This is a genomic window from Bacillus sp. DU-106, assembly GCF_004799705.1.
In the GTDB taxonomy this organism is placed as follows: domain Bacteria; phylum Bacillota; class Bacilli; order Bacillales; family Bacillaceae_G; genus Bacillus_A; species Bacillus_A cereus.
Map to the genome: position 1 here is coordinate 2,714,691 of NZ_CP026607.1, position 22,209 is coordinate 2,736,899.

Here is a 22,209-nt window from a genome sequence, read left to right on the forward strand (position 1 = left end):
TTTATTTCACAATCGGCAATGTCACTTCACTTAATTTCACAGTAAGTTTTGTACCAGCTTTCGGTCTAATTGTATAATCATAATCACTTGCAATTAAAACAACTCCGATTTGATGCCCCGCTTTAAATACATAATCATCTGGCTGCATGTCCCATGTGAATGTATAATCTTTGCCCGGTTGAATCGCTGTTGAATTTTCTATACTCTTTACGTTTTGTGGGTCCATCCAGCCTCTCGTTACGATTTCCGGCTTCGCTCCTCCATAGTCAACAAGTAACGCTGTTAAATTTGATACAGATCGATCAATATTTCCTGTAATTGAAATCTTTGGTGTACCACTTATACGCGTATCTTTTTGCAGTACAGGCATTGTATATACTAATCGATTTGCTACTTCTAATTCTGGGTTTGCTACTAATTGGTTTGATTTTATTTGTGCATCATCTAAGAATGAGAAAACTTTATTAGCCGATCCCATACTTAGTGGCAAATTGACTGATTTATTGCTTAAATACATACGGATTTTTGAAGGTACAGCTGCTGGATCTGGCCAATTTTTTATCTTTTGCCACGTTTTATTTTCTCTTTGCACATCAACCATTGGTTCATCCATAATTCCATTTTCAATTCCGTACAACCAATAATCTAACCATTTATTTTGTGTTTGCTGCCAGTTATTACTTGATGTCCCACCATGACCACCTTGGTGTAGCCACATTTTACGCGGAACATTATTTTCTCCAAGTGCTTCCCACCATTGCGCGAACTGTTTCGTTTTAACATTCCAATCGTTTAAACCATGAACAACAAATACACTCGCTTTTACATTTTTAGCATCTTTTACATAGTTACGTTTATCCCAAAAATCATTATAATTACCTGTTTTTCGGTCTTGTCCAGCCGTTAACTCTTTTATAACTTGTCCGCAAACTTCAGGGTTTTCCCTTGTCAGTACTGCTTCTGCCATATTATCTGTATCTTCTCCTTGATATCCGCCTGGAGCAATGACTGCACCATTTGCACGATAATAATCATACCAACTACTAATTGCTGCGATTGGAATAATTGTTTTTAAACCTTCAACTCCAGTAGTCGCAACAGCATTTGGTAATGTACCATTATAAGAAACTCCAGTCATACCTACATTGCCTGTAGACCAATTTGCCTGAACTTCCTCACCCTGTTCTGTAAATGCTTTCGCGCGACCGTTTACCCAATCAATAACAGATTTTGTCCCGAGTATCTCTTGTTCATCTCCAGTTGTAGGGCATCCATCTGATTTTCCAGTACCGATACTTTCGCCTAAAATAACTGCATAACCTCTTGGCACGTAATAGTTCCCATACGAACCAAGATTAATCGCTCCATACGGTTTTCCTTCATACGCATACAATTCTTCATCTACATTATATACAGGAACATCTTTTAATCCAGATCGATATGGACTCATTTCATAAATAACAGGAACTTTCACATTCGGATCTGTCTTTGGACGCATAACTTTTATCGATACTCTGTCTTTCTTACCGTCTTGATCACTATCAACTTCTGTCTCTACATATAAATTTTCGATAATAGCTTCATCGAGAGAATAAATCGGTTTTGTCATCCCATTTTCTAATTCAATTTTCGTATTTTTAGTCTCTTCCTTCTTCTCTGCATGCACATCCATAGTAAAGCTAGGTATAATTGTTGCAGATAGCATTGCTGACAGTGTAATTGCCATTTTCTTTTTACTCAAAATATTCCCTCCCCTTATTCGTTCTCTTTTACTATATAACAAAATAACTGAAAATTCAGTTTTATTTTTATATAAAAGTTGAGCAACTCAAAGATTTCTTATTAAGTAAAATTTAATGGAGGTGTGAAATTATTTTCCCACTCCCACCTTCTTTAAAGTGAAAATTTAATCAGCCCTTATCAATCGGGCGTTTACGAGCAGCAGGGCCCCACCTAACTTCGTTGCTTCCGCTGAATTTTGAGTTGAGGGTCTTACTGCCCGGCAAATAGAGAAAAAGACAACCGATATTTCTATCGCTTGCCTTACATTCCATTTATTATTTTTCTAACTCTTTAAAGGTATCTTTCAAGTCTTTATCAGATACCTTTATATCTGCATTTTTAAGCAGTTCTCTAGTAACTTGTTGATGGAATTGAGGATCTTGTATACGTTGCTGTTCTAATTCTTTACGAATATTCTCTTTCTCTTCCTCATACGGTTTAAGCTCTTTTTTATCCGTTAGCTTAATAATATGATATCCGAAAGAAGATTTAACAGGTTCACTCAATTGACCAACTTCTAACTTATACGCAGCATCCTCAAATTCTTTCACCATCATACCAGGTCCAAATTCAGATAGTTCCCCACCTTTTTCTTTAGAACCTGGATCCTCTGAATATTGTTTAGCCAATGCCGCGAAATCTTCGCCACTATTTAATTTTTCTTTAATTTCTTTTGCTGTCTTTTCATCTTTTACTAAAATATGGCTAACTTGAAGCTTTGGCTTATAATGATCTTTAATATCTTTTTCCGTTACGGTTGCTTTAATAGCTTTTTCAAAAGCAAAAGTAAGCTTTAATTTCTCTTTCAACTGATCTTCATTTTTCACACCATTGGATTCCATATATGTATTAAAATTATCGCCCATCTTGTCTTTTAATTCTTTTAGTTGTTTCGTTACCTCTTCATCCGTAACTTTATATTTATCATGTAATACTTTTTCTACTACCATTTCAGATAAATTCTGTTTACCGTAGTTTTCTTTTAATTTTTTGTTAAAATCACTTTCTGAAATGCTTCCTGATTTTGTCGTTACAATATTATCTGATGAACCACATGCAGATAAAGATAACGTCATACCCATTAAAATGCTACCAATTACTAATTTCTTTCTTTTCAAATCTGAATACCTCACTTCATTAAATTCAAATATAACTATGTAAATATAACGTTTTCCTGTGAACTTCACGTGAATTTAATGAAAGTAGAACATTTGCTAATTCTCCATTTAATACATCAATTTCGAAAATTATGGTGATTCATCCTATATCGCTAATCTCTAAAGCTGCAAAAAGGACTAATATTTTCATTAGTCCTTTTTCACATTTATATAAAATTGAATTTCTCCATCTATAGAGGAAACTCCATATTCAAAACCATGCCTTTCTAAAATACTTTTCACTATCGCTAGTCCTAATCCTGTACCTGATTTTTCTTTACTACGAGAAGATTCTAGTACATAAAAAGGCTCCCAAATTTTCTCGATATCCTTAATTTTATCCGTAGGAATGCCGTTTTTTATTTGGAAATATATACTTTTATTTCTATCTTCTAATGTAATTATTATGTTTTGATTTGCTGTATATTTTATCGCATTAGAAATTAAATTTTGAAACACCATTCTCATTTTATTTAAATCTGCATAAACGATTGTATTGCCCGTATTACAATTTACTTGCAAGTTAATTTCTTTCGAATCCAGTTCAATCTGATGCTTATCTAATATACTCTGAACCAGTGGTTCAATGGGGAATTCTTCTTTTTGTAAAATATCTCTTTCTAGTTTAGAAAATCGTAATAGTTCTTCAATTAAGTTTGATATTTGATCTGTTTGTTTAATAATTGTATCTACATAAGTCCCATCATCTAATCCATCTTTAATCCCCATAGAGTATGCTTTTACTAATGCGATCGGTGTCTTTAATTCATGCGTTACATCACCCATAAATCGTTTTAAATGTTCATTACGATCAGTTAAGTCTTGATGTGCTTCATGTAGTTTTTCACTCATGATATTAATACTATTGGCCAACTCTCCTATTTCATCATTCGTTTTCACTTTCGTTCTTTTAAACTGCAAATGTGAAATATCCTGAGCCACATCACTTAACTCTTTCAGTGGTGTCGTTATTATTTTTGAAAGTATCCACACAAGTAAAATAATAAGAAGGAGCGAGAAACATAGGATATATAAGTAAAATGTATTTAACGTATTTATAATTTCATTTGAATTCGCAATGGAAGTCCCAATTAAAATTATCGTATCATCTTTCGCAATATATTTAGCAAAAAAACTCGCTTTTACCTTTCCTTGATCATACAGTTTATTCGATTGCCCTTCCGTCTTCACTTTCATAACTTCGTCTTTCGTAATCCAGAGCTTATTTAACGTTACTTTCTTTTTCGTAAGTTGCATGCGTAACGCGTCGTTCATAGCATCTTCTGACTGATTAATTGGCGTATACGCAATTGTAACGTTATTTTCACTTTCAATTGTATGAATAACATCTTCTAAATCATTGACTGGCGCATTTTGTATTTGAGTTGTAAATTCATTTAAGTTTTCACGTGTTTTATAAATATTATATTTCGGCAGGAGAAAGTTAATTAATAATAAAGAAATTGTAAATATAAGAATAACGGTTAAAGAAATGCTGAGAAATAGCTTTTTCCCAAGTTTATTCACTTTGTTCCTCCAAACTATAACCCAGCCCACGATGCGTCTTAATAATATTTTCTCCAATTTTTTTACGCAGCCTTCTTACATGTGTATCAACCGTTCTCTCTTCTCCAAAATAGTCAAATCCCCATACAATGTCTAACAATTTTTTACGAGTTAAAATCGTTCCTTTATGATTTAAAAAGCATTTTATTAATTCGAGCTCTGTTTTTGTAATTTCTAACTCTATATCATTTTTATATACTTTATTTTTGGCGAAATTTATCTTTACATCTTGTACTTGAATAATATCATCATGCTGAATAAGTTTTTTCGCTCGCGTAATTAGTACTCCTGGATGAAATGGTTTTTTCACGTACTCATCTGCCCCACTTTGAAGCGCTGCTAATTCATCTTCGCTTTCACTTTTCGCCGTAAGCATTAATACTTTCACGCTTGAATTCTTTTTTATTTCCTGACAGACAGTAATACCACTATGTTTTGGCATCATCCAATCCAAAATAGCTAAATCAATTTTTTCATCATAAAATATTTGAAGTGCTTCCTCTCCGTCTTTTGCTAAAAAAACTTCGAATCCTTCTTTTTCAAAATAAGCTTTTAAAATCCTTAACATATCTTGTTCGTCATCTGCAATTAATACTTTCATATTTTTTCCTCCATTGCTTTTAAACAAAAACCAATTGTATCATACAACATCTTTGTTACATGAATGTGACAGAAAAATATTTAAAGCTTTTGAGGGGATAGTAATGTTGAGGTGTTGTATTATGATAAAAAAAATCGGGGTCATTTCTCTTCTTTTATTTCTATTATCAACAAATGTGTTTGCAAATACAAATCAACAAATTGAAGTATTTGATTGTCAAAAAGAAATGGTCATTCAAAAACAATCTTTAGATCCAGTAATCCAAAAAGAAGCAGTTCAATACGCTAAAGCAATAACTGGTCCATTTAAAAACTTAAATGTCGTTCCAAAAGATGGCTATATGATAAAAATCCCTTTATCTAAGCCAGTTTCTATTACTAATCAATGGTTACACACTACAATAGACGAAGTACTTATACTGCTCCCACTAAATGAAAAGCCTTATATTATGCTTTATGATGATGAAAATAATCCGCATTTTTATTATGTAAAAGGTAAACCAAGATTATTATTGAAACAAATGAACGTTAAAACGTAATTGACTGAAAAGGAGTCACCTTATAAGCTAAATTTTAAAAGCTAAGGTGCTCTTTTTTATAATAACAATTTAGTAAATGAAATTATAAAAGTTGGTTTTTAATATAAGGATCGCAACTTCATATATCAGCGATTTTTAAGATATATCGATTTACCAACAAAAAACCTGTTCGTAGCTATTCTTTGGATAGCAATTTCTATAATAGTTTGTAGTGACTCGATCTCTTATATAATCCCCCTTTTACAAATCCATTCGCAGTATAAAACACATCCCCTTGCTTCGTGTCAGTATGTAAAACAATCACTTCAAAATACTTTTCCGCATGACATAATAGTTGGTTTAATAATAAGTTCCCTAACCCTAAACGCCGATAATCCCTTGAAATATAAAATCTCCTTAACCGCCCAATCTTATTGTCTTTTGTGTACGGATCCTCATTTAAACCTCCAACTCCAATTAACATATCACCTTGAAAAATACCATATAAACATTCTCCAGTTTTATTGAATACATTTACTTTGTTTTTATATTCATTTATTAGTCTTATAAGGAAATTAAACCCTTCTTCTTCACTGTCTTGAACGAGATGACTGAATTCATATTCCATTAAATTTTCTATTTGTTGAATATGTATATCTTTCAAGTCCATTCCCCCTAAGTACGAAAATACATAAAAATGCTCGAGAATCATTTATTCTGAGCATTTTTATGGTTGTTACTTTATTTAATTCATAGTATGCATATACTTCACTTCATATGTAAATCGATAATACAGTTAATTAATTTTATTATGAAAATATAAGAGCCTTGCTACAATCTAGTATGTGGTAAGGCTCTTTAAAGTTGTGTAATTCTTATTGAACTAAAGCACCTGTTTACTTAAATGAATACATATACATTTATAATGTCTCTCAAATATAATATCAGTTTATAAATTCACCATTCTTCTCTAGCAAGTATAAGTTAAATTATAATTTGTTAATCGATATGTTTGTGTAACCACTGTTCAAATATTTTTAACTGTTCTTCAGTATGAAAGTAATGTTCACCCGTCTCCATAACTTCTAATTCACAACAATGTTTTTTTGTAAAATAGTTAATAGTTTCAAATTCGCACAGTTCATCCTTAGCTCCGTACATAATATATGTATCTGTATTCCATGTACTAATAGGATGCTCTTTTACATAGCATAAATAATCCCAATATAACTTTTGACCAATAGGTGTCTCTATAGTCATTTCTTTTTGTAAAAGCTCCGGTGTTACATTAAACCATTTCATCATATTTTCTATAATTCGTTCCATATTAACTACTGGTGATAAAAATAATGCCTTTTCTATCACATCATTTTGAAAAGCTAAAAGGCTAAAATACGCTCCCATACTACATGCAAACACGTTTATTTCTTTCCAATATTCTTTTGCATAGTTCATAATTATAGATAATTCATTAACACAAAACTGTACTTTACAAGGAGTGTTATCATTCTTTCTTTCTCCATGCTCAGGTAAATCAAAGCTTAATACTTGATAACCTTTTCGATCGGCTTCTTCAGCTAATATTTGAATAACTGCATCTTCCTTATTTGACATATTTCCATGTACTGCAATAAAAATTTTTTCACTCTTATCTCCCCACAAAACCGCGGGAATATTACTAATTTTAAAACTATTTTTAAACATATTCCCTCCATAAAATAAGACATATAGGACTTGGAAAAAATGCACACACTTTATTTATCTCTGTACAGCAGGCAATATCCCCTTCAACTCCATTAAATCATCTATTACTACATCAGCCTGAGCAAGTTCATCTTCTTGCGCAAAATCAAAATTGCACCCAATTGCAAGTAAACCGTTGTCTTTCGCTGCATTTATATCAGATAGCCGGTCACCGACTACCGCTGCCTCTTTTATATCATATTTGTTCATAATACTTTTAACTAAGTCACCTTTATTTAGCGATTGTATTTGTTCAATACTAAACGTTTCAGTCACCCACTTGTCTAAAGCATAATACGTTACGATTGCTCGTAAATATTCTTTCAAACCATTACTAGCAATGTAAATTGAACAATTATTTTCTTTTATATATGTAAATATTTCTTTTACATTTGGATATAAAGTGCCTTTTCCGCTTTTTATGTTTTCAATTAGTCTATCTAAAAAATATGCATCTGTTTGTTCTCTTATTTCAATAGAATGTTCCGGTAATAAAGCTTCCCAAACTTTCGGTAGCGGCACACCCATAATTTCACGGTATTTTTCAATCGGTGTTACCGTATCCCATAATTGAAGTGATCTTAAGTGATCAAAAGTATCATCTAACGATAATTCTAAAATTTTATCTGTTTGAAATAATGTTCCATCCATATCAAAAATTAATGCTTGTAACATTCTTATCTCTCCTTTTGGACTATAGTTTTACCAGATATATTTTTAAGAATCTCAATAATAATTTCTGAGCAATAATTTGCAGCAGTTTTCGCGAAATCATCATAAGAAACTTGAGCTTCATCATCTGCACTGTCAGAAATACATCGTATAACAAGAAACGGTATATCATTTATGTAGGCAACATGTCCAATTGCTGCACCTTCCATTTCTGTACAATGAGGTGCGTATTCGTCTATTAATTTTGCCTTTAACTTTGAATCTTCAACAAAACATTCACCACTTACAATTCTTCCTTCGTGAGCTTGAATATTTGAACTATTACTGTTACATGCTTTACGTGCTAACTCTATCAATTCCTTACTTGCAATAAACTCCTCTTGAAACGGGAATAATTTTTTCATTTGATTTTTACTTACATCATGATGGGTAACATTCGTTGAAATAACTACATCACCAACTTTTACATCTGGATGTAATCCACCAGCAACGCCCGTATTGATGATAGAGTCTACATTAAATTTATGAATTAATGTTTGCGCACATGCAGCTGCATTTACTTTCCCTACACCAGAACGTGCAATAATTACTTCTGTTCCCATGAATTCTCCAATATAAAATGGCATTCCCGCTATTGTCTGTTCTTCTTGTATTACTAGCTTTTCTAAAAGTAAATCTATTTCAATTTGCATTGCTCCGATAATGCCGGTTCTGTTCATGTATGTAGTCCCCTTTATTAATTAATCCCTTTAATCCTCTCTGACATAACCGACAATAAAAATTTCGGAAGTACAAGTTGTCTCTTTAATCTTTTCGGCTGTGAGAGTAACCTATACAGCCATTCAGTTCCAGTATCCCTCATTATTTTCGGTGCTCTTTTTACAGTACCAGATATTATATCAATCATTCCTCCGATACCAATAGATAGCGGAACGTTTAATGTTTGTATGTTTTCATAAATGAACTCTTCTTGTTTTGGTGAACCTAGTCCTACAAGTAATAAATGCGGTTTGAATTGCTTAATTTTCATTTTTATTTCTTCTATTTCTTCACCATTTACAAATCCATGCTGTCCTTTAAATTGTGCTCCTGGGAACTGCTCATTTAATTTTTCTAATGCCTTTTTATTACTTTCTGGCGCAGCTCCAAAAAGAAAGACACGATATTCATTGTCGTTACAATATTTTATTAAATCGTGAGTTAAATCCGCCCCAGTAACACGTTCTTTCAAAGTTCCTTTTAATATTTTCGAGCCAATTATGACACCAATCCCATCCGCTGTTATTAAATCCGCAGATAGTAACATCTTTTTAAACTCCTTTGATTTTTCCGTATTTTCCTTTGCAGACATAACAATTTCAGGATTTGCAGTTACTACAAACCTTGGTTTCTCTTGTTGTTCATGTAGCCAACCTTTTAATAAACTTATAGCTTTTGCATATTCTAAAGTTGAAAAAGGTATACCTTTTATAAATTGCTGATCCACTGTACTCTCCCCTTACATAAGCTGCAAATATTCATCAATGTCTTTAGAAATTTGAATAAAAGCTTTATTCCAAAATTCATAATTTCTTATATCTATTTCAAAATGTTTTTTCATAAGCTCCTCTACTGGAGCCTTTCCTGTTTCTCGTAAGAACTCTTTATATTTCAAATGAAAAGTACTTTTACCTTCTTGAGCTATTTCTAATAAGCTAAAACTTACTAAATATCCAAACGTGTATGGATAATTGTAAAAAGGAACATCTGCTATATAAAATTGAATATATTTCATCCATACAAACGGCTGGTATTCACTTAAAGCATTTCCATAAGCTTCTTTTTGTGCAATTATAGATAATTTCTCAATTTCATCAGCACTTAAAGGACCCTCTTTACATTTTTCATAAAATGTTTTTTCAAACTGATACGATGCTCGTATTGCCATTACATAATTAAAACTATTTCTTATTTTCCAGCTAAGTAATGACTTTTTCATATCTTTACTATCCGTTGTTTCAATTAGATAATTTAAGAGTACCGTTTCAAAGAAAATAGATGCTGATTCAGCCGTACTCATTGGCAAATAATCATCTAAAAAAGATGTAGATTGTTCAAAACTCATATTATAAAAATGCCAAGCATGTCCTAATTCATGAGCGAGCACTCTTACACTATTTATACTCCCATCATAACGAATGGAAATTCGCGATTCTTTCTCACTGAAAAATGGAGCACAAAACCCGCCTGGTGGTTTATTCTCTCTCGGTTCAGCATCTACCCAACCACTTTCTATCGTATTACGTGCAAATTCTGCTAATTCTTCATCAATATTCTTCCATGCATCATAAACGTTTTGTATTGCTACTGAAAAAGGAATCATGACCTCATTACTTTCCTTTACCGTCATAAGTGCATGCCATGTAATTGAAGCTTTCCCTTTCTTATACACGTTTAAAGCACTTACTAATTTATCAAGGTTTTCTTCTGTCGCATTCCACATTTGGAATAATACAGTTTCTGAAATGCCATTCGCATGAAAAGATTGTGTTAAAATCTCTCTATCTTCTATTTCATTACTCTTTGCATTACGCAATCTCCCTACTTGATTTAATACAGTAGCAAAGATTTCTTTTTCCTTATGTAAAGCACATGTTAATGACTCGAATACTTCTAATCTTTCCTTTTCATTATCACTATTCATTGCAATAGTATTTGCTTGTCCAAAGGATAATAGTTTATTATTGTGCTCTATTTCTATCCTATCCCGTAATTGTATGTACATATTTTCCCACGCATTAAGTTCATCTTTTATTAACTTAGTATTATCTGAAGTTTCCACTTCATTATGTTTTATTACTTGCTGTAATTCACTTTTTAGTTCCTTCACTTTCACGGTCAATTTAGTAAGGTCAGATGGAACACTTTCTTCAACCGATCGACAGTACAAATAGTATTCTGCTTTTTCAATAGCTTGTATAAGCTTTGAAAGAATCTCTACATCTTTTGTTACAAAATATTGCTCTTTCAACTCCAAAATCGGAAATAGAATATCCTCATTCAAATACAAGCGATTTAAATCCCATCTAGCACTTTCTTGCATTTTTATAGCCGCCTCCTATTTTTACAAATAGTTACAGATATTTCTCCCCACACAATTATATATGAAATGGAAAAATTTTGATATCTTCAAATATTTAAATTTCTATAAATATATTCTTATTTATACTCTTTTCTTCTACCATTAAGTATCATTACACATATAAAAAATACTCCCTCTACAAGATTGCATTTGATATAGGAAAACTTCAAAGATTTTATCTTCATCAATACCATATCGACCGATTATCACAGATTAAAAAATAAAAAAGGATTGATCAAAAGATCAATCCTTTACTCTACTTCATTTAAGAAAAATAACGTTATAACGCCAGGTCCTGTATGTGCACCGATTGCTGCACCAATTGTATTTACGATAAATACTTCACAGCCAAATCTTTCCGTAATTAATGATTTTAATGCTTCCGCTGTTTCTAAATCGTCACCGTGAGTCATACCGATTGTTTGACCTTTAAGGTCTTTACCACGTTCTTCCATAATATCAACAATACGGCTTAATACTTTCTTTTTCCCTCGTACCTTTTCAAGTGGTACAAGTTTTCCTTCTTCCACGTTTAAGATCGGTTTAATGTTTAGTAAACCACCGATAAATCCTGCGACTTTGCTTAAACGTCCACCTCTCACTAAGTACTGTAAGTCAGCTACAGTGAAGATATGTTCCATATGGCTCATTAGAAAATCAACACGCTTTAAAATATCTTCTTTTGATGCGCCGTCTTTTGCCATTTTAGCAGCTTCTAAAACGACAAGACCTTGACCAAGCGAAGCACATTTCGTATCAATAATTTCTAAATCTAAGTTAGCATATGTTTCTTTTACTTCCTCTTTAATGACAACTGATGATTGATATGTACCAGACAGTTCAGATGAAAAAGCTAAATATATACAAGGATTACCTTCTTTTGCATAAGAAACAAATTTTTCTTGGAACGTTTCAAGTGAAGGCAATGACGTTCTATAAACAGCGCCTTCTCTCATTTTTTGCAATAATGTAACTGACTCTAATGTTACTCCATCTAAATACTCTGTTTCTGCTTCATCATATACACGGAGTGGAATTAAATCAATATCATATGCTTGCAGCAATTCTACTGGTAAATCCGCCGCACTATCCGTAATGATTTTAACACCCATTTTTAAACCTCTATTCTGTTATAAATATAAAATAATAAAATAAAAATAGTACTTTTAAATTATATACGTAAAACTTAAATGAAGAAAGGAAAACACTTTATATTGTATGCACTATTCTTCAAAACTTGAACTATTAATGAAAATGATTCTATTTTAAACACCTTTTTCTTATTATTTTTCTAAAACACGAATAATTTTATAAGTATTTTGTATCATTATATTTTAATTCTTTATCTTAATATAATCTTTTCAAATTCATACTGTTTAAAATGTAAAAGCCAAATCCAATAAAGGAAATGGCTTTTACATTTTCATAAAATAACCAAACTTTATTTTCCATCAAATTGTTTGTTTACATTCATACTTTGGTGATGTTGAATATTAGTCCAGTTATGATAAATATTTATAGCCTGTACTATAATTAAAACAGTGAATATTCACCTGTAAGAATCACTAGATAAAAACAAGTTAAACATTTTATAAAATATTTAATTTTACTAGTAAAGCTAATAAAATTTGGAGAAGAATTTGAACATTTACTGCTATGTCTGTATCCGTAGTCGTAACTGTAACATTTCTAGAATTTCTAATAACAGTTTCTTGTTTATTAATTTGTTTAATAGATGATTTTTGAAACAATTCTTGTGCTACACGGTCAGCTTTTTCACTATCTGCTATAGAAATACTTATTATAACCACGATAGCTGCTTGTAATGCTGCTTGAATAGATAAAGCAGCTTTTGTATCTGTAGTAGTAACTTCTACATCTGCGGAATCTACAATTGTAATAGATTCTTCAGAAATTTGATACGTTTTACTTTCTTGCGCAGCTGCTTCTGAAACGCTAGCATTTTTAAAAGATGGATGAGGATTTGAGGAATCTAATGCACTCCACTTTTTATTTTCATCTGAATGACATGTTTTGTCCATGTGTTCACCCCCTTTCAATCTAAATAATTATTAACTTGTGATTGTATTTCAGAAACAATACTTTTAATTTGCTGCTTTTTTTCTGGTGATAAATTTTTTAGTTTTTCTTCATTTATCCCATGCCTATTAAAAATATCTGAGAGTAAAAGGTCTATAATTATATTCTTTTGATCCTTATCAAACTTAAAGGAAGAAAATTTATTTAAATCATCCATTTACAATATTCACTCCAATCAATTTTCTATAAAAATTTTAAATATCTACGAGCATTATATGTAATGAAATAAAAATTGCTTGGACAAGTAACTTAATCTTCTATTTTCACTTCTTTTTGCTAATAAAATCAAAAGCTGACTTCTAATAAGAAGACAGCTTTCCTTCACTTCACATAAATATAAGTTTCATTACTGTTAAATCATGTATTTTATCTTTATTTGTAGTTTTCCACACTTGCCTTACCATTAATCTTGAATATTAATTCAGTCATAATAAAAAGTCCAAGCTTGTACCACGTATTACAACAAAAAACATTTACTTAGAGTGAAAACTTATAGCTAAATATCAATAGAATAGACACTTTATAAAATGTTTAGTTTAACTAATAAAGCTAATAAAATTTGAAGAAGGATTTGAATATTCACTGCAATATCTGTATCAGTAGTTGTTACGGTTACGTTTCTAGAATTTTTAATAAATGTTTTTTGTCTATTAATTTGTTTAATAGCTGATTTTTGAAATAATTCTTGTGTTATTTTATCTGCCTTTTCACTATCTGCTATAGAAATACTTACTACAACTACGATAGCTGCTTGTAATGCCGCTTGGATAGATAGCGCAGCTTTTGTATCTGTAGTAGTAACTTGTACATCTGCTGAATCAACTATTTCAATATATTCCTCAGAAATTTGATCGATTTCATCTGTTTGTATAGCTTCCTCTAAAAAATTTGCATTTTTACTAAACGAATAATCATTTAATGATTCGCAATCTTCTTTTTTCGGATCGCAATCCTCTCTTTTTAGCTCACAATCCTCTTTTTTTGGCTCACAATCCTCTTTTTTTGGCTCAGGAACTCGTTTTTTCGGCTCAAACTCCCGGTTTAATGGATCCCGATTTTTCTTTCGTCTACAAACTTCACATTCACACATAAAATCACCCCTTTTAGTCTTAAAAATTAGCAATATTAAAATATTGACTAACTAATAGCATTTTATGTATTTTTTAAAAATTTGTTTGGACAAGTAACTTAATCTTCTACTTCTTTTTCTAATAAAAAAAGCTGCCTTCTAATAAGAAGACAACTTTCTTTGTGACTACTCTAGAATAGATTTCATACAATATAATTGTTCCTTCCTTATAACCTGAGTTCGTCACTTTAGTTATAAAAATGTGGGTATATCCTATACCTTTTTTAGGGACCATCCATAATTTATTTCATAAAAAGTGCTTTGTTTTACTGAAAGGTGGTTGCGGAAACAACCGCCTTTTTATTCGGAACAAAATAAAACTTTTATATAAAAGCCCCATACTTAAATACACTAAACTTCATATAATATATTGCATCCTTTCTTTTTAGAATAAGTAGTCGTTTACTGAAGGGCACTTTTCGAAGTGCTCTTATCTTTAATCCCCCTCTTTTTCAGGAAGAGTTTTTTTACTAAACCCTAATATGATTTGTATCACTAAGGCTAGGGATTACGACATTTCCTTAATAACTTCAATGAATATAGTAGCTACTAATTAAAATACCCCTATGATCTTCTCTACACTTAAACCATCGTGCATTACCGAACACATGAATTAATTTTTATTTTGACTATGTAACACTAAATTCACAAGATTATTATCCTATGTTTGATGAAGCCATCATTTCAATGCCAGCAACCCCACACTTTTAACTAATAACTTAAACAAATGGGCTACCTCAAGGTTCCTTTGATATAGTATGTTATGTTCTATATAATGAAGAGAGCGCTAGTATTCCGAAGGAGGATATATATGAGTATTCAATTGGCCACATCTAACGATTTAAAATGGATTAATAGTCAATATGACTCAATAGGATTTGTACGAAGTGATTTAAAGAGAGATAAAGTTGCAATTATTACATATAACAACGAGTATGCAGGTGTTGGCCGATTAGTCCAAATAGATGAAGATACTTTAGAAATGGGCGGGATTTTTATTCTGCCTCAATTTAGAGGGCTTCAATTAGCTGGTGAGCTTGTTTCATTTTTAGTAGAAACTGCGAAAAAATCACAAATACAAAATGTATATTGTCTTCCTTTTGAGGAATTAGAAAACTTTTATAAGAAATATGGATATACTGAAGTCGATACTACGACAGAAGCAGTCCATCCAATTATTCTAAAAAAATATAATTGGTGTTTGGAGAACTACGATAAACACGTTCTACTATTTAAATTGTAAATGTAATAAAGTGAAACTTTAATCAGTGGGAGTTTTAATCAAATCTCTCACCAATCGGGCTTTGATTAAAACTCTATGTTCCGTCAATACTATAGATAATATGATTGTATTTCTCCATTCCCCCTTGGAGAGGAGCAGTTGGCTTTTGCTAGCTGCTCTTTTATTTTTTCAAAAAGTCACATAAATATCTTTAATTCCAAACATTCAAAAGATAAAATATGATATGATTGTTATGAAGATATTTACCAACTAATAAATGCGCCCTAGACTTACGTACTAGGGCGCATTTATTTTTTAGTATGTAACTCCTTCACTCATCTATTATCCACAAAATAAGTATCATATGCCTTATCAAATTCATATCCTAACTTTTCTGCTAGTTTAGCAGATGTAGTATTCGCTGCGTCCCAGTTTGGATACTTTCCATTTTCTAAGCAATCCAATATAAGAGCTGCACTTACTACAGTTGCCAAGCCCTCTCTTCTATGATTGTGATCAGTCGCAACTTCAATTTCAATCCCATCATTATAAATACTATACGAGGATGCACCGCATACAACTTCTCCGTTATATAAAATGCTATAACCTATACCACGGTTTATATAATCTTCTACCGAATGAAATTGACTTGTGAAATCTTCAGATATCTTATGTAATGTAGGGCTATTTGCGATATGCTCGTCTATTCTTCTTAACTCATATTCTTTTGGAAGTGCTGATATAAAAGATTTTAATTTTGAACGATTAAAAACTTCTGGATTTCGTTTGAATTTATAACGTAAAAACTTATCTATTTTTCTTTCATGGAATGTTTCTAAGCGTTGTTTCCACTCTTCACTATTCACGATAACTAAAATTCTTTCTGGAATATTACGTAATAACTCTTCTGTTTCTTTCGTATTTGGGTCTCCAGCGTAAAATGTAAAAATCCCTACCGTAACTTGTGCTACTTTTGGATTTTCAAGATCATTTACCCAAGCAGTACCCATATGCCCTTGTAAATAAGAAAGTAAAACAACGTTATTGAAATCCTCAAACATAGAAACTAGTTTTTTTCTTGTATGTATATTCGCTTCATATATCATTTACATTCCCGCCTTCTTTAGAATCAACTACTCTTAACATTTTCATGAGCGCTCCATAATTCGTATTCATATACATACCCACCTGTTCATCATAAAAGCAATTGACTATTAAATTAAAACTTTGAATATTTATAAAATATCAGTAAACATAAAATGATTATAACATCTACTAACTATGAAATGATCAACATATAAAATAAGTCAACAATAAATATATTTCTTACCCGTTAACAAACGGTTTGAAGGACCAACATAATTAATTATGTAACAACCCTCAACAATAGTTTGAGGGTGCATTTAAATACATGTGTTATAACTCATTTTTATAAATAAAAGATTCCGTCTCACCGTTCTTATATACTTTAGTCAATTTAACAACTGATTTGTACGTGTTAACGTCATCCTCTATCATTTTTTTCATCTCTTCTATTTCGGCATCACCAGTTCCGCCCTCTATTTTTAAACAGTTCGAAATGGAAAGGTATCCGCTTGATGCCAATATAAAAATAAAAATCGTATCAGGAAAATTAATAAATAATAATCCGTAGTTTAAAGGGTCTCCAGCTAGATGTGATAAAAGTAATCGAAAACCTACCAGTTCAGGTACTTGAACAAAATCTCTAGAAACTTTCGCCTCACCTACTATAGTAATTTGCTTTACTACATTCCCGAGATCATCTGTAAATTCAGTACATCTAGGTGGATTAATTGTTGTTGCTTGGAAAGACACATTTAATTCAGGATTGTTAAAATCGAAAAAGATTGTACTCCCCTCCGTTAAACAATGCGGGCAAACATTTCCTAGCAAGCTAAAGTCCTCTTCAATATATTTAACTTTTGTTTTGCAACTACATACTTTCCCTATTCGAATTGCATCAATCTTTGAACAATCGACAAATATAACCTCATTGTCTTCTTGTACGAATGATACGATACCTGTTTTCTTATTAAATGAAAGAAAATAAGATACAGCAATTTCGTTTCCTGCTATTATGATACTTTCAACTTTTGTATACGGTTCTAGACTCTGTAAAAACTCACATATACTATTTTGGCAACACCCACAATCACGTTTCGGTTCACACCCCACTTACACTCCATCCCTTCTCTATATAGAATTGCTACTACATATATATGAGAAGAAAATAAGAAAAGCTTGGACAATATAACGTTAACGTAGCAATATCGTTACCTAATCGTACATTTATATGGAAATCACACCATTTTTGAGTAAGGACACATAAATTTTACTATAAATACATATAACAATTTCATCTTTCATGAAAAAAACGTTATAATAAGGTGTAGCCTCTACGATTACGTTATAAAGGAGATTAAAACAATGGCTAAAATTAAAGTATACCAAGCAAAAGAGGAAAATATGGAAGCAGTAAAAAACATCATTGATGTTGAGGAACAAAACCCAACTGCTGAAAACTTACAAAATCTATACGCATGTGTATTAGATACTGAAGATATGGCATTGCCTGAATCATACATTGAAGAAGATATCTTAATTGATTCTATTGAAGTTATGGTTAACGCTTCTCAAAGCAAAGTAAGAGACTTAGGTGCTTACGATGTAATCGAAGTTCAAAACAAAGGTAAGAAAACACAAATTTTACTATTAGCAGACGAAGAATACGAAATTATCGAAGGCTAATCTAAATCCGTACATACGAAAAAGCTCCTTTCCAATTAGAAAGGAGCTTTTTCATTACGCTTTTGATGTTTCACTCTTTTTATTCGTTTGTTGTTTCTTAATTACCATGCGCTCATTTCCCATAAAGAAAATAAATATGAATGCTAATCCAGCTGGTACCAATGCCCACATGAATGTTTGAACAATTGAACTAGAAAGAGCGTCAATAATCTTATCTAATATTTGCGGAGGGATTTGAGATCTTGCCGATTCTGATAGAATAGCTCTTGAATCCCCTAAAGCGTTTGTATTCATTCCCCCGCTCATCCCTTTAAATGCTTCTTCTAATTGATCTTGGAAACCTGTTCTTTGGATCATTCCGAAGATTGTAATGCCTAGTGTCATTCCTAACGAACGAATGAAGTTACTCGTTGAAGTCGCAGACCCGCGCTGTTCCATACCGAAGTTGTGAATAGCTGCCATACTTAGTACAGAGAATGAGAAACCGACTCCAAATCCGATAATAATCATATAAACTGTTAATAATACACGACTTGTTTCTGGTGTTAACGTGCTTAATAAGAATAGTCCAATTAGCATAATAACCGCAGAAATAATCATAATGTTTCGGTAGCTAAGTTTAGTTGTTAAAAATCCGCCTAACTGCGCTGTTACGACTGATCCTAACATCATCGGTAAAAGTAATAATCCTGAGTTTGTTGCGGTACCACCGTATACACCTTGAATAAATAACGGAATGTACACAGTTGCTGACATAAATGCAGCACCGTAACATAAAGCAATAATTGTACTCATTCCGAATAAGCGCTGCTTAAACATCTCAAATGAAATAATTGGTTCTTCTACTTTTCGTTCAATAAAAATGAATGCGATGATTAAAATAGCGAATCCACCAAATAAGCTTAAAATAAAGCTAGAATCCCAATCATATTTTTGTCCGCCTAGTTCAAGCGCAAACATTAAAGAAACTACTGCACCAACTAAAGTAATTGCACCAAACCAATCAATCTTTTGCTTCCTATGAACGCGTGATTCTTTATAAAAGAATGTAATAAAAATAAGTGCTAAAATGCCAAGTGGTAAGTTAATATAAAATACCCAGTGCCAGCTAATGTAGTCGGTAATATATGCGCCAAGTAATGGCCCGAAAATACTAGATAATCCAAATACCGCTCCGAATAAACCACCCATTTTCCCGCGTTTTTCAGGTGGGAAAATATCAAAAACGATAGTAAACGCGATTGGCACTAATGCCCCGCCGCCAATACCTTGAATGGCACGATAAATACCTAACTGTGTAATATTTTCAGCAGTACCACAAAGTGCCGAACCAATCATAAAGACAATTAAACCGAAAATAAAGAATCTCTTTCTACCATACATATCTGATAGCTTACCGAAAATCGGCATGCCTGCCATTTCTGCGACCATATAGGCAGAAACGACCCATACAAAGTTTTCGAGGCCTCCTAAGTCACCAACGATTGTTCCCATCGCCGTTACGACAATGGTATTATCCATCGATGCCATTAAAATACCTAGCAATAAGCCCGCCACAACAAAGCCGAGCTTATTATTCTTCTCAACCATATCTCTTGCTCTCCCTCATACTACTTATATTTGTTTATGTTCTTTTACGACTGCATTACCTTTTTGATTAAAACTAGTATGATATTCTACAACACTAATTTCACATCCAGGACCAATTGTGACGTTGTTGCCTCTTACAACTTCAGCAATCGTATGTTCTAAATAGATATCATCTCCTTCAACAATCGAAGTTTGGAGGTTTCCAGCATGACTAGTAAAAGGAATAAATCTCGCTTTTTTACGAACAGTAATCTTTTTACCACCAATTTCTCTTACCTTACTGCCTTCATAACGAAGTGAGATTTGAATATTTTCAGCATTAAGTAATCCATCACTTTCAAGACCACCAGTTAATGATAAATCTTCTACTTCAATATCTCCTTTTACATTTAAAGCACCTTTTACATCTACGAAATCACCTGAAAACTTTCCTGCAATATCTATCATACCTCTAACTTTTGTTTTTTCAATATGAGCATCACCATGAATTTGTGTATTACCATATACTTTTACATATTCCGCATCTACATTTCCTTGTACTTCGTTATCTCCATATACGACATAATTTTTCACTTTCACATTACCGCGTACATCACTCGTTCCGTACGTTTTAAACTCATTGCAACTCATATCATTCGTAATTGTTCCTTCACCGCGAATCTTCACTTTATTATAATCTCCGCCTGCTGAATTACCAGAACCATTTACTGTGAGACTATGTGGATGTTCCATATTGATTTCTCCCTTCCGTTAAACTTGCTTAATTTCTTTTACATTTGCATTTTTATCAACAGTAAGAACACCGGTATATTCAATCAGTTCAATCTCACAGTTTGCTCCTACTGTAACATTGTTTCCTCTTACCGTTCTTATGTGAGCATAATCAATATCGATATTGTCACCTTCTAATAGTTCAGCTTCTAACTGCAAGCCAAATACTGTTTTAAATAGCCTACTAAATGTACCTGATCTATGTCTTACTTTAATCGTTTGACCACCAATTTCTTTCGCTCGACATGTACCGTGAATATTTATATTAATTTCATCTGCGCTTAATAAACCACCGATTGTAAATTGTCCTTCTGAAGAAAAAGTATCCACTTCACAATTACCGTCAATTGTAGCTTGACCATTGACTTTAAATTCTTCACCAGTGACATTTCCACCTATCGTACCTTTTCCTGCAATTTTCAAACTGTTTGCTTTTACATTTTGCGTAATTGTTGCTTTTCCATCAATTCGCATCGTTTCAGCATGAACTGTGCCATCAACTTTACCAGATCCGCTAATTCGTGCACTGCTACTTTTCAAATCGCCAGTAACTGCACCGTAACCGTTACATTCAAATTGCTCACATTCAACATTTCCATTCACAGTTCCTTTTCCGTTTAATTGCACTTTATGAAACTCGCCACCATTGGATGAACCGTAACCATTTATAATCAAATTATCTGTACGCATACTTTCTCCTCCACTACAACAATTTAGTTTTTAATGCTTCGGTATATTTCATAATCGCTTCGCGTAAAACGATTTTGGTGCCTTTTTCAAAAATTAAATCGTCCACGTTTGAAACTAATAAACATGTAGAAATACCTAACTTTCGGACAATGATTAAGTCACAAGTTTTATGTTTCATTGCTTCATAATTTTCACGTAAAACTTGCAAGACCATTTTTCCTTCTTCTAAACTAATCTCTCCTGATTGTAGTAATTCTTCTAACATGTACACATAAAGAATGTCTACAAATTGAAACTCTGCTGTTTTATTCGTTTGTTCTATGAAAAATTGTAAAACTGGTTCTGATGCAATCCCCTTGCGTAAAATCTCTTCCTTTGTTAAAAGAATTTCTCTCACACTCGGTGAAAACATGTTCGCTAGTTCATCAAGTGATAAATCCTCTTTCATCGTTTGGATTTTATCGATACGCTCTAATATCTTTTCTTTCGGAAAAAATGTCTCTTGACCTGTAAACGTTGATTTTCGTACAAACCAATCTTCCGGAATTAAATTTTTTCTTTTCCACCTATATAACTGTCCGTATGAAATACCAGTTAGTTCTAATAAATCTTTTTTTGAAATTAAATCTGTACTCAACTGTATAACACTCCTTCCTGATAACAATGTAACATAACACTGTTACGCTGTAAATAGACTTTTATCACAAGTAGCGTAACAATGTGTAAAACAAACCTATTCTCACATACAAAAAGGCTCTTACACATCTTATGAAAATGTG

At 32.2% G+C, this 22,209-nt stretch carries 23 protein-coding genes; 3 read left to right on the plus strand and 20 right to left on the minus strand.

Annotated elements, in window-relative coordinates; translation table 11 throughout:
- Window position 1 precedes the first annotated feature (1 nt).
- The 4 genes from C3Y97_RS13870 to C3Y97_RS13885 all read right to left on the minus strand — a co-directional run bounded on the left by C3Y97_RS13870 (window position 2) and on the right by C3Y97_RS13885 (window position 5,106).
- Window positions 2–1,741 carry a Xaa-Pro dipeptidyl-peptidase gene (locus tag C3Y97_RS13870; RefSeq protein WP_000038291.1) on the minus strand — a complete coding sequence of 580 codons (1,740 nt, stop codon included), beginning with the start codon at window positions 1,739–1,741 and terminating at the stop codon, window positions 2–4.
- A gap of 316 nt (window positions 1,742–2,057) precedes the next feature.
- The gene (locus C3Y97_RS13875) at window positions 2,058–2,900 is read right to left on the minus strand and encodes a peptidylprolyl isomerase PrsA (RefSeq protein ID WP_002204764.1); all 843 of its coding nucleotides are present in this window, start codon (window positions 2,898–2,900) and stop codon (window positions 2,058–2,060) included.
- A gap of 189 nt (window positions 2,901–3,089) precedes the next feature.
- Complete coding sequence (locus C3Y97_RS13880; RefSeq protein WP_001037255.1) at window positions 3,090–4,466, minus strand: sensor histidine kinase; 1,377 nt, start codon at window positions 4,464–4,466, stop codon at window positions 3,090–3,092.
- Window positions 4,459–5,106 (minus strand): response regulator transcription factor, encoded by a 648-nt coding sequence (locus C3Y97_RS13885; RefSeq protein WP_000865970.1) that lies wholly within the window; start codon window positions 5,104–5,106, stop codon window positions 4,459–4,461. The genes C3Y97_RS13880 and C3Y97_RS13885 overlap by 8 nt, the downstream gene beginning before the upstream one ends.
- Window positions 5,107–5,227: 121 nt before the next feature.
- Between C3Y97_RS13885 and C3Y97_RS13890 the strand changes: the two genes are divergently transcribed.
- Window positions 5,228–5,644 (plus strand): hypothetical protein, encoded by a 417-nt coding sequence (locus C3Y97_RS13890; protein ID WP_000591780.1) that lies wholly within the window; start codon window positions 5,228–5,230, stop codon window positions 5,642–5,644.
- A gap of 196 nt (window positions 5,645–5,840) precedes the next feature.
- Here C3Y97_RS13890 and C3Y97_RS13895 read toward each other — a convergent pair whose 3' ends face one another.
- The 10 genes from C3Y97_RS13895 to C3Y97_RS13940 all read right to left on the minus strand — a co-directional run bounded on the left by C3Y97_RS13895 (window position 5,841) and on the right by C3Y97_RS13940 (window position 14,349).
- Window positions 5,841–6,335: a GNAT family N-acetyltransferase gene (locus C3Y97_RS13895; RefSeq protein WP_136363464.1), complete on the minus strand. Its 495-nt coding sequence runs from the start codon at window positions 6,333–6,335 to the stop codon at window positions 5,841–5,843.
- 287 nt (window positions 6,336–6,622) lie between these two features.
- On the minus strand, window positions 6,623–7,327 hold the full coding sequence (locus C3Y97_RS13900) for an alpha/beta hydrolase (RefSeq protein ID WP_103622439.1): 705 nt from the start codon (window positions 7,325–7,327) through the stop codon (window positions 6,623–6,625).
- 54 nt (window positions 7,328–7,381) lie between these two features.
- Window positions 7,382–8,041 carry an HAD hydrolase-like protein gene (locus C3Y97_RS13905; protein WP_136363465.1) on the minus strand — a complete coding sequence of 220 codons (660 nt, stop codon included), beginning with the start codon at window positions 8,039–8,041 and terminating at the stop codon, window positions 7,382–7,384.
- 2 nt (window positions 8,042–8,043) lie between these two features.
- Entirely contained in the window at window positions 8,044–8,757 is a 714-nt protein-coding gene (locus C3Y97_RS13910; RefSeq protein WP_065382460.1) for a 5'-methylthioadenosine/adenosylhomocysteine nucleosidase, read from the minus strand.
- 17 nt (window positions 8,758–8,774) lie between these two features.
- Window positions 8,775–9,524, minus strand: a complete 750-nt coding sequence (locus C3Y97_RS13915; RefSeq protein WP_000372655.1) for a WecB/TagA/CpsF family glycosyltransferase — start codon at window positions 9,522–9,524, stop codon at window positions 8,775–8,777.
- 12 nt (window positions 9,525–9,536) lie between these two features.
- Window positions 9,537–11,120, minus strand: coding sequence for a M3 family metallopeptidase (locus C3Y97_RS13920; RefSeq protein ID WP_061457352.1), 1,584 nt, complete (start codon window positions 11,118–11,120; stop codon window positions 9,537–9,539).
- A gap of 290 nt (window positions 11,121–11,410) precedes the next feature.
- Window positions 11,411–12,271, minus strand: a complete 861-nt coding sequence (locus C3Y97_RS13925; RefSeq protein ID WP_000538278.1) for a DegV family protein — start codon at window positions 12,269–12,271, stop codon at window positions 11,411–11,413.
- 477 nt (window positions 12,272–12,748) lie between these two features.
- Window positions 12,749–13,201, minus strand: coding sequence for a spore coat protein (locus C3Y97_RS13930; RefSeq protein ID WP_000361676.1), 453 nt, complete (start codon window positions 13,199–13,201; stop codon window positions 12,749–12,751).
- Between the two features lie 14 nt (window positions 13,202–13,215).
- The gene (locus C3Y97_RS13935; RefSeq protein ID WP_000342253.1) at window positions 13,216–13,416 is read right to left on the minus strand and encodes a spore coat protein W; all 201 of its coding nucleotides are present in this window, start codon (window positions 13,414–13,416) and stop codon (window positions 13,216–13,218) included.
- 363 nt (window positions 13,417–13,779) lie between these two features.
- Window positions 13,780–14,349, minus strand: coding sequence for a spore coat protein (locus tag C3Y97_RS13940; RefSeq protein ID WP_121868283.1), 570 nt, complete (start codon window positions 14,347–14,349; stop codon window positions 13,780–13,782).
- An 850-nt stretch (window positions 14,350–15,199) separates the two neighbouring features.
- Here C3Y97_RS13940 and C3Y97_RS13945 point away from each other — a divergent pair.
- Window positions 15,200–15,631 carry a GNAT family N-acetyltransferase gene (locus tag C3Y97_RS13945; RefSeq protein ID WP_000027166.1) on the plus strand — a complete coding sequence of 144 codons (432 nt, stop codon included), beginning with the start codon at window positions 15,200–15,202 and terminating at the stop codon, window positions 15,629–15,631.
- Window positions 15,632–15,945: 314 nt separating this feature from the next.
- Here the strand turns inward: C3Y97_RS13945 and C3Y97_RS13950 are convergent, their stop codons facing one another.
- Both C3Y97_RS13950 and C3Y97_RS13955 read right to left on the minus strand, forming a co-directional pair.
- Complete coding sequence (locus tag C3Y97_RS13950) at window positions 15,946–16,716, minus strand: GNAT family N-acetyltransferase (protein WP_000638727.1); 771 nt, start codon at window positions 16,714–16,716, stop codon at window positions 15,946–15,948.
- 310 nt (window positions 16,717–17,026) lie between these two features.
- Window positions 17,027–17,806, minus strand: coding sequence for a BC_2878 family exosporium-associated protein (locus C3Y97_RS13955; RefSeq protein WP_000501707.1), 780 nt, complete (start codon window positions 17,804–17,806; stop codon window positions 17,027–17,029).
- A 252-nt stretch (window positions 17,807–18,058) separates the two neighbouring features.
- Between C3Y97_RS13955 and C3Y97_RS13960 the strand changes: the two genes are divergently transcribed.
- A complete protein-coding gene (locus tag C3Y97_RS13960; RefSeq protein ID WP_001062733.1) occupies window positions 18,059–18,379 on the plus strand; it encodes a hypothetical protein in 321 nt (106 codons plus the stop codon).
- Between the two features lie 54 nt (window positions 18,380–18,433).
- Here the strand turns inward: C3Y97_RS13960 and C3Y97_RS13965 are convergent, their stop codons facing one another.
- From C3Y97_RS13965 to C3Y97_RS13980, 4 genes are read right to left on the minus strand one after another with little or no spacing between them, the layout of a single operon-like run.
- Window positions 18,434–19,969 carry an MDR family MFS transporter gene (locus C3Y97_RS13965; protein WP_000229620.1) on the minus strand — a complete coding sequence of 512 codons (1,536 nt, stop codon included), beginning with the start codon at window positions 19,967–19,969 and terminating at the stop codon, window positions 18,434–18,436.
- Between the two features lie 24 nt (window positions 19,970–19,993).
- A complete protein-coding gene (locus C3Y97_RS13970; protein ID WP_000400906.1) occupies window positions 19,994–20,701 on the minus strand; it encodes a hypothetical protein in 708 nt (235 codons plus the stop codon).
- Between the two features lie 18 nt (window positions 20,702–20,719).
- Window positions 20,720–21,430, minus strand: coding sequence for a bactofilin family protein (locus tag C3Y97_RS13975; protein WP_001258384.1), 711 nt, complete (start codon window positions 21,428–21,430; stop codon window positions 20,720–20,722).
- A 13-nt stretch (window positions 21,431–21,443) separates the two neighbouring features.
- Window positions 21,444–22,067 carry a YhbD family protein gene (locus C3Y97_RS13980; RefSeq protein WP_000102257.1) on the minus strand — a complete coding sequence of 208 codons (624 nt, stop codon included), beginning with the start codon at window positions 22,065–22,067 and terminating at the stop codon, window positions 21,444–21,446.
- Window positions 22,068–22,209 lie beyond the last annotated feature (142 nt).